This is a genomic window from Pseudochryseolinea flava (assembly GCF_003286915.1).
Classification (GTDB): Bacteria; Bacteroidota; Bacteroidia; order Cytophagales; family Cyclobacteriaceae; genus Ohtaekwangia; species Ohtaekwangia flava.
Map to the genome: position 1 here is coordinate 148,954 of NZ_QMFY01000007.1, position 12,415 is coordinate 161,368.

Annotated in this window: 7 protein-coding genes; 5 read left to right on the plus strand and 2 right to left on the minus strand. The window is 44.0% G+C overall.

Annotation, left to right across the window (positions count from 1 at the left end; all coding sequences use genetic code 11):
• Positions 1-41: 41 nt before the first annotated feature.
• Entirely contained in the window at positions 42-3,500 is a 3,459-nt protein-coding gene (locus tag DQQ10_RS14870; RefSeq protein WP_112747678.1) for a glycosyl hydrolase, read from the plus strand.
• A 105-nt stretch (positions 3,501-3,605) separates the two neighbouring features.
• Positions 3,606-6,515, plus strand: a complete 2,910-nt coding sequence (locus tag DQQ10_RS14875; RefSeq protein ID WP_112747679.1) for a ligand-binding sensor domain-containing protein — start codon at positions 3,606-3,608, stop codon at positions 6,513-6,515.
• A gap of 18 nt (positions 6,516-6,533) precedes the next feature.
• On the opposite strand, the gene DQQ10_RS14880 is transcribed toward DQQ10_RS14875, so the two are convergent.
• Together DQQ10_RS14880 and DQQ10_RS14885 are read right to left on the minus strand one after the other, a co-directional pair.
• Positions 6,534-9,161 (minus strand): ABC transporter permease, encoded by a 2,628-nt coding sequence (locus DQQ10_RS14880; protein ID WP_112747680.1) that lies wholly within the window; start codon positions 9,159-9,161, stop codon positions 6,534-6,536.
• Entirely contained in the window at positions 9,158-9,487 is a 330-nt protein-coding gene (locus DQQ10_RS14885) for a PadR family transcriptional regulator (protein WP_112747681.1), read from the minus strand. Before DQQ10_RS14885 ends, DQQ10_RS14880 begins: the two co-directional genes overlap by 4 nt.
• 424 nt (positions 9,488-9,911) lie before the next feature.
• Here DQQ10_RS14885 and DQQ10_RS14890 point away from each other — a divergent pair, with 424 nt between their 5' ends.
• The 3 genes from DQQ10_RS14890 to DQQ10_RS14900 all read left to right on the plus strand — a co-directional run bounded on the left by DQQ10_RS14890 (position 9,912) and on the right by DQQ10_RS14900 (position 12,412).
• Positions 9,912-10,775 (plus strand): sigma-70 family RNA polymerase sigma factor, encoded by an 864-nt coding sequence (locus tag DQQ10_RS14890; protein WP_112747682.1) that lies wholly within the window; start codon positions 9,912-9,914, stop codon positions 10,773-10,775.
• A gap of 135 nt (positions 10,776-10,910) precedes the next feature.
• Positions 10,911-12,005, plus strand: a complete 1,095-nt coding sequence (locus DQQ10_RS14895; protein WP_112747683.1) for a saccharopine dehydrogenase family protein — start codon at positions 10,911-10,913, stop codon at positions 12,003-12,005.
• A gap of 23 nt (positions 12,006-12,028) precedes the next feature.
• Positions 12,029-12,412, plus strand: coding sequence for a hypothetical protein (locus DQQ10_RS14900; protein WP_133259659.1), 384 nt, complete (start codon positions 12,029-12,031; stop codon positions 12,410-12,412).
• Positions 12,413-12,415 lie beyond the last annotated feature (3 nt).

Here is a 12,415-nt window from a genome sequence, read left to right on the forward strand (position 1 = left end):
TATGATTGACTTCATGACTCTTACAATCAAACCAAACAAATATGAAAAGATCAATTCTTTATCTCCTGATCCCACTGCTATTGGGATCTGCTAGTTCCCTCGCGCAATCTGTCGTGCCCGTCGGCGCAGGCAGTTATGCATCATATCCGCCAACGCACGAAATGGATGGTGTGTTTACGAACATCGCTCAAAATGCGGAGATCGATGTGATGCCTGGCGATACACGAGCGATCCCGACTAACGATTGGTGGACGAATTTAATCTATGACGAAGGTGATCAAATAGGAGGACAACTATGGGCGATGCCACTTGTTGTAGATCCAACTCCCGATGGGCTGAACATCTTCAATCCCTTCAAATGGAATCCGGAAGGAACAAATCTCGGTGTAGATTATCCAGTTGTACTAAAAGGTTCGGGATTTGCCGCCACTAAATCTGTTGTAACGAACTGGTCCGATTGGTCCGTAGATGCGAGACTATTTCAAGACATCAACAACAAGTACATCAACTTTACATTGGCGCATGGTATCCCGTTTCTGTACACAAATGCGATTGGGTTCACGCCACAGATCGAATGCTATCACGGTGCCGCTTATTTAAACTCGTCGGGTACGCCCGTTGCATTTCCTTTCACGGGTGAATATTTTGTCATTCGCTATTGGGACACGTTCTATGGCGTGCATTTACCACCGGGCAGCACAGTCACACAAGGTGGCCCAACCGGAAACTTACTAACCGTTAATTTCGCTTCGGGTCAGAATTACCTCGTCTTCTCTGCATTACCCAACGCAGCCGCAGCAGCAACGGTACATCAATATGCATACGTTAAGCCAACAAACACAACAGTAAGCTACAACTACAACACCGCTGCAGGATCAATGACAACAACGTGGTCGTTAACAACAACAAACTTGCGCGGCGCAGCACAAACGAATGTCATCCAAGGATTCCTTCCGCATCAATACAGAACCGCCACATCATCGAATGTTGCCTACAATGGAATTACATTTAGTCAGTCACGTGGTCTTTTGCGAATGGCTACAGGAAATAACTTCTCATTCACGTATAAATTCAACGGGATACTGCCACATTACAAAGCACCACAGACAATCGCCGGTGAGACGACGCCTTATAATGCGACGCGCATGGCGACGTTGATTTCAAACTACACAACGGAAATTCAAAAGACCACGCCCTATGGCGCTGCAGACACTTACTGGGGCGGAAAAGATTTGGTACGGCTCGCGAAATACATGTTGATGGCCAAAGAGACTAATCATCCGCAGTACACAACGCTACTTACTATCTTAAAAAATTCATTAACAAATTGGTTCACATACACGCCAGGAGAAACGGAACGCTATTTTGCGTGGTACCCTAAATGGAAAGCGCTCATCGGCTTCAACGAAAGTTATTACTCTGGCGTATTCACCGATAATCATTTTCACTATGGATACTTCATCCAAGCCGCAGCATTGGTCGGCATGGCAGATCCAGCGTTCGTCAACCAATATTCTGCGATCTTAACAATGATTGCAAAACAATATGCTAACTGGGACAGGGCCGATGGAAATTTTCCATTCATGAGAACATTTGATCCGTGGATGGGGCACTCATACGCCGGCGGTGTATCCTCGCCAACGGGAAACAATCAAGAGTCAACCTCAGAGGCGATGCAATCGTGGCACGCGCTGTTTTTCTTGGGAGCACAGCTGGGGAATAATGGCATGCGAGATGCAGGGGCATTCGGCTACATGTATGAATCCAAAGCGACACTTGAATATTGGTTCAATGTGAACAATGATGTTTGGCCAGCATCTTACAACAGTGCACGCGATGTCGTCGGTATTCTGTGGCCTGGAGGTTATGTGTATGGAACATATTTTGGAATCGATCCGCAGTGGATTCACGGTATTCAAATGCTGCCCACGAGTCCAGGCTTTCATTATTTCAATCAGGGATTTACCAAATCACAGGCCAACGCATACTACGATCGCCTCATGGCTGAACTACTTTCTTTCAACACTGCACAGGGAAATACCGCGAGAACAGATGGTGGCGTTGTGACAGAAGCGGAGATCGGACATGATTGGGCAAACGTGCTCCTCGGTTATCGCATGATGTTTGATCCACAATACGTGACAGGAAAGTTGAATCAATATTGGAATTCGACAGATCAGGAAGAGCGAGATGTTGTTTTATATCCTTATGAAGGTGGTACGACGTACTACTATGCACATGCGCTGCAAAATTTAGGGGAGTATCAAACAACATATCATATGTCGATACCAACAAGTGCTGCTTACTTTAATGCTGCAACAGGACAAACAAATTATGTCGTGTATAACCCATCATCGTCGGCACAAACATGTATTGTCTATAACAACGGAGCGCAAGTCACTTCTTTCCAAGTGCCGGCGAACACATTGTATAGTTCGTTAGGAGGCACACCGCCTAATCCTTATACAGCCATTCCAGCAACATTGCAAGCGGAAAGTTATGCCGCGATGAATGGCGTTCAAACGGAAGCTACTACTGACGCTGGTGGTGGGCAAAATGTTGGATGGATCGATGCGGGTGATTGGATGGACTTCAACGTGAACGCAACATCCGCGGGTAGCTATACCGTTGGTTTTCGCGTAGCTGCACCAGCAACAGGTGGACAAGTTCAATTGCGTGCAGGCGCGACCGTATTGGCAACAGCAAATATTCCAGCAACAGGTGGTTGGCAAACATGGACAACCGTAAATACCGCCGTGAATTTGCCCGCTGGCAATCAAACGTTGCGAGTGCATGTGGTTACAGGAGGCTGGAATTTAAATTGGCTACACTTCGGAACGTCCGCACCAGTAGTAAACCTGGCGCTTAATAAACCAACAACTGTGTTGTCGACGGAAAATGCTGGTATGCCCGGATCGGCTGCCGTTGACGGTGACCCCGCCACGCGTTGGAGTAGTGCGTTCAGTGATCCGCAGTGGATATACGTAGACCTTGGTGCTACATACAGCATCAGTCGGGTAAAGATTACATGGGAAACAGCATCATCAAAAGATTACCAGGTGCAACTTTCAACCAGTACATCGTCTTGGCCAACGGTGTTAAAAAATGTGACCGGAAACACTACACTCGTAAATGATCACACTGGATTATCGGGGGCTGGCCGATACTTAAGAATTTACTCGACTGCGCGTAATACAGTGTATGGTATCTCGATTTTTGAACTTGAAGTTTACGGCAACACAGGTGCACGATTAGCAACACAGGAGGATAATGCTGGAGAGCAACTGGCCATGTATCCTTTGCCCGTGAAAGACAAACTCTTCGTTATCGGCGCTGATAAAGGCACAGAATTTATTATTCGGAACACAGCAGGCACACTCGCGATGAAAGGAAAAATTACCGACGATTACATCGAAGCTGGGTTACTCACACGCGGCATTTACATCATTGATGTAACCGTAAACAATAGATTGATTCGTAGGAAAATCATAAAAGAATAACGATCCGGAACTAACATTGGAGGGGATGCACAAACATCCCCTTCATTTTTTTACTACTTTACAAAATAGTATCTTGGAGGTTCGTCTCGCGAGAGAAACCCAACCATGAGTACCTTCTTGATTCGACACACCATAATCACATTTCTTATTTCCCTGGCCGTCCACGCTGGTGCGCAAATTCGTTTCGAAGGCATTCCTTACATTACAAACTATACACGCCAAGATTACAACTCATCGCCGTTTAACTGGGGAATCGTTCAAGACGCGCGCGGCATTATCTACGCAGCGAACAACTACCATCTTATGGAATTTGATGGAAATAATTGGCGTGTTAATCCTTTGCCTAACCGTACCGTTGTAAGATCGCTCGCCGTGGACAGCAAAGGTGTTGTATACGTCGGGGGGCAAGCTGATTTCGGGTATCTTAAACCCAATGCAAAAGGGGAGATGGTTTTTATCTCGCTCAAGTCAAAAATTCAACCGGAGCATCAAACCTTCGCTGACGTTTGGAAAATTTGTGTTACCGACATCGGCATTGCTTTCTGCACTTCTGCCGGCATATACTACTTACAGAATGATACGATTAAATTTTACAAGACTTCTGATAGAGTTGGGTTGGTATCTTTCTTCTATATCAGTCAAAGGCTATTTGCATGTTTCGGCGGCGAGGGGATTTTTGAATTAAAAAATCAAGAACTCGTATTCATTCCCAATAGCCAACAAATCGCCGCGCATCTCATCACAGGAATGCTCCCGGGCCCAGGAAATACAATTCTTTGTGTAACGCAAGAACATGGCATCTTTAGTTACGATGGCTATAGTCACTTTCAGTTGTGGACGCCACTCTCTCAAGATTTCTTACGCGGCAATAAAATCTCTTGCGCAGCGGCCATTTCTAAAGGATACGTGTTGGGTTCATCGCACAATGGGCTACTCATTTTAGACAAAGAAGGCAGGCCGGTGATGCACCTCAACAAAAAGAAAGGATTACAAAATGATGGTATCGAATACATCTATCCCGACAACAATGGCAACTTATGGTTGGCGCTTCGTGATGGGATTGATTATGTTGAGATCAATTCGCCCTTTACCATATTCAACTCCAAAAGCGGCATCTCCGGATCGGGCTTCACTTCTCTTCTACAAAATGACAAACTTTACCTCGGCACGAGTGAGGGCCTCTATGTAAAAACATGGGGTTCCAGAAAAGATCCATTAAGAGAATCACCTTTCCAAATCGTTGAAGGTTCCCAAGGGCAGACGTATAATTTACAGCACATCCAATCGATGTTACTGCTAACGCACAATCTGGGGCCATTCATTGTCAACAACAACAATGTAAAAAAACTCTCCTCACAAACTGGAGCCTGGTTGTTCCTGCCCGTACCGGGGCACCCAACATATTTGTTATGCGGAACCTATACCGGTCTAGATCTGTACAAACTTGAAAATGGAACGCCGGTATTTCAATGGAAAGTGAAAGGATTTGAGCAATCGGCTCGTGTAATGGAACTTGATGACGAAGGAAATATTTGGATAGCGCATGGTTACATCGGCCTATATAAAATCAAACTTTCTGAAGATCTGCGAGAAGCGGAGAGCACGGAATTCTACAACTCTAAGAGTGGCTTTCCATCCGATGTTTTTATAAATGTTTTTAAAGTAAACAATGAACTTGTTTTTCCGGGAGAACGCGGTGTTTTTAGATATAACAAAGAAAAGAATGTATTCGAGCCGCATGAGCAATACAACAATTTGTTGACAAAAACGAATCACACGCGTAAACTCGTAGAAGATGGCGAAGGGAATATCTGGTTCTCCAGTGCGGACGAGATGGGCGTACTCAAGAAACGGAATGGCGGTACAAATTACGAAATCACAAAAACGATATTTAACAAACTTCAAAGGCGTTTGGTTGGCGGATTTGAACACATTGCCTCGTACGATGATCACAACGTTATCATTGGTACCGACGACGGCTTTGTACACTTTGATCCATCACACAACTTTAACAATGATCACACCTTCTCCACAGTATTGCGAAAAGTAGAAATAACGGGAGAGCAAGATTCTTTATTATCCGGTGGCAGCTATTCAGCTTTCACGATGATGATAGGACATCAACAACCCGACAGTCTGCACCCTGTATTACCCTATGACCTAAACGCCTTACGATTTACGTTTTCCGCTACCTCATACGAAGATGCATCACGCGTTCAGTATCAATTTAAACTTGATGGCTACGAAACCAATTGGTCCGCCTGGACGCGATTGACCAGTAAGGAATACACCAACTTAAAAGAGGGCGACTACACGTTCTATGTAAAAAGTAAAGACATTTACAACCGCGAAGGTTCTATCTCAACATTTAAATTCACCGTGTTGCCTCCTTGGTATCGATCGTATGTCGCTTATGGCCTATATATCTTTTTAATATTACTGCTACTTTATTTTGTTAGCCGTTTCACAAAAGTGCAACAGCAAAAGACAATGCGTCTAAAAGAAATTCAACATCAAGAAGAGGTATTGAAAGCGGAAAAAGAAATCATCAAGCTCAATAACGAAAAACTAGAAAACGAACTTCAACATAAAAATAAAGAGTTAGCATCGTCAGCGATGCACATTGTGCACAACGTTGAGACTATTCAAAAAATAAAGACAGCGCTACTCGCAGCGATCGAAGCTGTCCAGGATAATGATGCAAAGTCGCACATGCGTAAAGTGCTGCGCTCAATTGCAAATGAAATAAGCTTGGAAAACAACTGGGAGCAATTTGAGCTACACTTCAATCAAATTCATCAGAATTTTCTGGTGCGGCTCCGAAAAGAATTTCCGGAGCTCACACACAATGACATCAAATTAATTTCCTACCTCAAGCTAAATCTCTCCAGTAAAGAGATTGCGCCATTGCTGAATCTTTCCGTTCGTGGTGTAGAAGCAAGTCGCTATAGAATCAGAAAGAAAATGAACCTGAATCCTTCCATCAATTTGACTGAGTTCATCTTGCGTTACTGATTGTCACACCCGGGATTCCTACTCATACCGCAAGGTGTCCACCGGTTTACTCCGTGCAGCGCGAATTGTTTGCGATAGCACTGTAACCCCACCGAGCACGACCATCACGATTAAACTTATAACAATCTCGACAATACCGACACGAATTGGATAGGCCGTTTGCAACCCAAGTAACACCTTATCGAATATAAGGTACGTAATGGGTATGGCTATTATCGATGCTACTAACATTAATTTCATAAAACCTTTCGATAAAAGGTATAATACTTCGCCATCGGTAGCACCCATTACTTTGCGCACGCCGACTTCTTTCGTGCGCGTCTCAACAGTATACACGACCATTCCAAGGAGTCCGAGACAAGAAATGGAGATTGCCAACAGGCCTAAGAACCCGCATATTTTGATCATGGAGAAATAGAAACTGTATGCATCCGCAAGTTCATCATCGAAGAAACGCGCCATAAATTTTTCCTCTGTCTTGAACGTATTCCAAATCGCCTGCATTTCATCGAACGACGCGGTAATATCAGTGCTACTAACTTTCAGATTCGCGTACTGAAAAAGAGTAGGATCATACTGAAAATAGAAACTACCTATCGATTCTCGCAGACTAGCGTAATGGAAATTCTTCAAGACACCGATGATTTTCTTCTCCTTACCGTCAACACCTGTAAAAGTCACTCCAGGCGCCGCAGACGGGTCTGCGATACGAAATGTTTTCAAAAATTCTTCATTCACGATAACATTTTGTTCTTGGACAGATTCAGCATCTGCAAAAGTTTTCCCCGCCAAGAGTGATAGTTCCATGTTCTGAATAAAATACTGATCCACCGACATAGAAGAAACTTCAACGGAGTCGGATGCATCTCTGCGCACCCATTCATTCGCAGTTGCAGCCGTTCCCAAAATCCCCGATGACATTGACACGGACTCGATCGATGATAATCGGGAAAATTCATTCTTGAATATCTGAGGGTCAACATCTTTAAGTTCAACATCGATAATATTCGATTGGTTGAATCCAAAATTATGATTTAGCGAAGCGCGATATTGATTCAAAACAATTACAACGGACATAATAAAACCGAGAGAAATGGCGAACTGGGAAACAATCAGAATTTTCCGCAGCCGCGTACCAGAGAGCGCTTTAAAAGGTAAGTTGCTCTTGAAAGCATTGACTGGATTTATCTTCGAAAAATAAACTGCTGGCACAATTCCAGCCGCAAATCCGACTACAATGGCAAACACAACAAAGCATAGTCCAGTGATGAAATCGGGTTCAAGGCTAATACCATCGGCGTTGGCAAGCATGGAAATGAATTCACCTTTGATCAACACAAAAATTAAAAACGCACCACCTAACGACAACAGACTTACGACCACCGTTTCTACAATAAACTGCATAAAAATCTGACCTCGCATTCCCCCGACGACTTTTCGAAGCCCGATTTCCTTTGAACGTTTCAACGCGCGAGACATCGAAATGCTAGCGTAGTTAAAGCATGCTGGCAAAAGAATCATTAATGTTAAGATCCCAAATATTGCAAATGACGAATAATCCCACTCCGGTCCAATGCTATTTACCAGATCATTGCCAGGTACAATGTTATGGAGTGCTTGCACTTGAAACGAGGCCGTAAAAGTTTTGCGATCTTTATAATGTTTGTTTGCCAACGACGATAGATATCCGTTGATATTTTCCAAGCGTGTTTCATCTTCGCATATAAAGTAATTGTAGTTGTTTCTAAACTCTTTCCAAATCTCCGAAGGCGGATGAACACGCTGATATGCAAGCAACGACTCATAAGGCGCTACCATTTCAAAATACAGATGGGAATTCTTCGGATGATCCTTCAGAATAGCGGTCACTTCAAATTGCCCGAACTCGCCTATAGTTATACTTTCGCCAATGGGATCTTTATCGCCAAACATTTTTATCGCCGCCGACTCCGTCAGTATAACGCTGTTCATTTCCGACAAGCAACTCTGCGCATTACCCTTTAACAATGGAAAAGTAAACACTTGGAGAAAGGAGGGATCTGCAAAGTATCCTGATAGGGGAATTGTCTTATTGTCAACAGTGGCATCTCCAGCAAATGTTTTATTAATTCTGACCACTTCACCAATACCGGCCAGATCATGCTTCAGCAGATCTCCGATAGGCGCCGGAGAGGATGCATGTTCCAAATTACGCTGCGAATCATCAGTGCTCGAAATTACACGATAGATACTGCCGCCATTTTTGTGAAAATTATCGTAGCGGAATATATAAGAAAGCATGGCCACCAACAGTAGGCAGATTGACATTCCAATGGACAGTCCGAGTACGTTGATGCTCGTGAAAAATTTTTGTTTGGAAAGGGTACGCACCGCGATTTTGAAGTAGTTCTGAAGCATAGCCATAGAGTTGTTTTGTGAATAAGGATGGTAGGCAGCGTTTGACTTCCTTTTTTTAACGCTATAAGAAAGCATAAGCGATACGGCATCACGGCAGTAATGCCATTTCGCACGTGCCAAGCTCATGCGTTTTAAATTATCGTAAAAGATTTCATCAAGATCACCATGAAGGTCTTCGATCATCGCGCGTTCACAATACCAGAGAAAGACCTTCTCAACCAGGGGCGGTGGGTGCGAGGCTGATTTCATTTCGCGAGATCGAGGTTAGCCTTCGATATATTCCATAGTTCGTCCCGAAGTGTTTTTACTTCGTGCAGCGCTACTTTGCCGTCGTGCGTTACCTCAAAAAAACGCTTCCTCCGTCCGCCGCGTTCTTGTGTAGGATCGCCCAACCACGATTTCAGATAGCCCTTTTCCTCTAACCTTGAAATCGTGGAATGGAGTGCGCCGATACTAATACTCCGGTCGGCCCGTTGTTCGATGTCTCCCTTGATGGAAACACCATAGGCGTCTTCACCAAGACTGGCCACCGTAAGTAAAACGAGTTCTTCAAATTCTCCGAGGTATCCTTTCATCCGGTGTATGAGTTTAAGTTCATTAAACTACAAATGAAGACAATATGTTTCTACTTTTAAGAACTAATTTAAGAAAACTTAAACGATATTTGCTCCGTATAACTATAAAGAGTTCAAAATCAATGTAATCGACTTAATATTGAAATGATCGATAAAGCTACTGGAGCGAGACTCGTGAAATGGTAACGAGTCGGAGAGGCGTCAAAAAATACGTCAAATTTGCGTTTGTGGCGACATTTTCTGATGAAAACCAATTTTAAAATCCCTATCTTTGAAAAATTTTACGATCATAGAAGTCCTGAGAAACATTATTTCCTCTCTTGATGTTAGTTATCCGGTCAACGCCGGTAAGGACAATCATCCTATTATTTTCGTATTTTCATTACCGGTTAAACTCAAACAAGTTTAAAAGCTTTTTATACGCATGAGACAGTTAAAGATCAGTAAGCAAATCACCAACCGCGAGAGCCAGTCACTCGACAAGTATTTACAAGAGATTGGTAAGGTGGATTTGATCACTTCCGATATGGAAGTTGAATTGGCGAAGAGAATTAGAGAGGGTGATCAGTTGGCGCTAGAGAAACTTACGAAGGCTAACTTGCGATTTGTGGTGTCTGTTGCAAAGCAGTACCAGAACAATGGCTTGACACTTGGTGATCTTATCAACGAAGGAAATCTTGGTTTGATTAAGGCGGCACAACGTTTCGATGAGACCCGCGGATTTAAATTCATCTCGTACGCCGTATGGTGGATTCGTCAGTCGATCATGCAAGCGCTTGCTGAACAGTCACGTATCGTCCGCCTTCCTTTGAACAGGGTAGGTTCTCTCAATAAAATTTCTAAGACTTTTTCTGACCTCGAGCAAAAGTTTCAACGCGAACCTTCGCAAGAAGAACTTGCAGAAGTACTTGAGATTTCTGCTGAAGAAGTTGCAGACACAATGAAAATTTCGGGCCGCCATGTATCGATGGATGCACCGTTTGCGAACGGAGAGGAGAACAACCTTTTGGACGTACTTTCTGACGAAAGCGAAGAAACACCTGATTCAGGGTTGATTATGGATTCACTTCGTCGCGAGGTCCAGCGCGCGCTTGCTACACTCACGCAACGTGAAGCTGACGTTATCGCTTTGTACTTCGGCTTGAACGGTGAGCAGGCAATGACGCTAGAAGAGATCGGTGAAAAATTCCGTCTCACGCGTGAACGTGTACGCCAGATCAAAGAGAAAGCAACCCGCAGATTGCGTCATAGCTCAAGAAGCAAAACATTGAAGTCTTTCCTCGGATAATAACTTCATTCAAATAAAAAAAAACGGCGCTCTCGGGTGCCGTTTTTTTTTGTTTTACAGAATCGAATCATACGCTCACGCACGCTAAACTTCGTAGCTAGAAAAAAAATACTATCTTCATTGGATCAACACGTTATGTCAGATCCAAAAAACACTATTCTCGTCTATGGTTCTTATGGCTACACGGGGAGACTCATTGTAAAACAGTGTCGTCAAAAAGATCTTCAAGTTATTCTCGCGGGCAGAAATAGAGAAGCATTGGCCCAACAAAGCGCCGATACCGGATTTCCCTTCGAGGCCGTTGAGATCGACAACAAACAAGCGCTTGAGCAATTACTTCAGAAGGTGAGTGTCGTCATTCACTGTGGTGGCCCATTTCAATTCACAGCGTCGAAGATGGTTCATGCATGTCTTCGTACGGGAACTCATTACACCGACATTACAGGCGAATACCAAGTCTTCGAAGAACTACAGCGATATGATGACGATGCACGTCGTTCGATTCTAACAATTTTACCCGGTGTCGGCTTCGATGTTGTTCCTTCCGACTGTCTTGCGCTGCATTTAAAGAAGCGACTTCCAGATGCGACTCATCTTCAACTCGCCTTTCTAAATTCTGCTGGTGGTGGTCTATCGCGGGGGACAAACAAAACCATGATCGAAGGTCTTGGAAGAGGTAGTGTGATTCGAACCGGCGGAATTCTCACAACGGTCCCGCTAGGCGCCAAGACAATGCATATTGACTTTGGCAGGATATCGTCGCATGCATTAAATATCCCTTGGGGCGACATTGCAACTGCATGGTGTAGCACAAAAATCCCCAACATCGAAGTCTACATCGGTGCGAAACGTTCGTTGATTAGAAATGCTAAGCTGAGCAAATATTTTAATTGGATACTGCGGCATCGAAGCGTTAAGAACTATTTACTTAAAAAGCTCGATCAGAAGCCTGATGGCCCAACGGAAGAGAGACGTTTAAAAGGGACAGCGCTCTTGTGGGGAAAAGCCTGGAATAACAACGGTCAAAGTGTGATTACACGCATTGAAGTTCCGAATGGTTATACCCTCACAGCAATCACAAGTGTGCTGATCGCGGAGAAAATTCTCGCCGGAAATTTTAAGCCAGGATTTCAAACGCCCGCAACTGCCTACGGAGCAGATCTAATCCTCGAAGTAGAGGGGTGCGTTTGGCGTGACGAGGCCACGTTAGCAAAAGTAAAAAGCTACTAGTATTCAAGGATAAATCAGGAAATATGCGTCGTCGCGAGTTCATACGATCATCAATTCTTACCACGCTTGCGCTTAGTTTCAACGGATGCAGCCAAAGGCCAAAGGGCCCCAACGCATTCTATTTTCCTGTCGTCATGAGTTCTTGCGCCGATGAAGATAGTTTAATGAATATTGGTAAGGCTTATCGCGCACAGTACAACAATGAGCAGTCGGAAGAGAGTCTCATCGATGCATTGACGCAGAACAACATGCATTTACTGCACGAAAGTGATGGTACAAAGATTACCCACTATCTTGAACAACGAATTCAAAATGATTTTGAAAAGAATGAGATCGTTATTGTTGATGGCTGGATTTTATCACGCACAGAAGCCAGACAGTGTGCATTATTTTCGATCATATCTTGACGA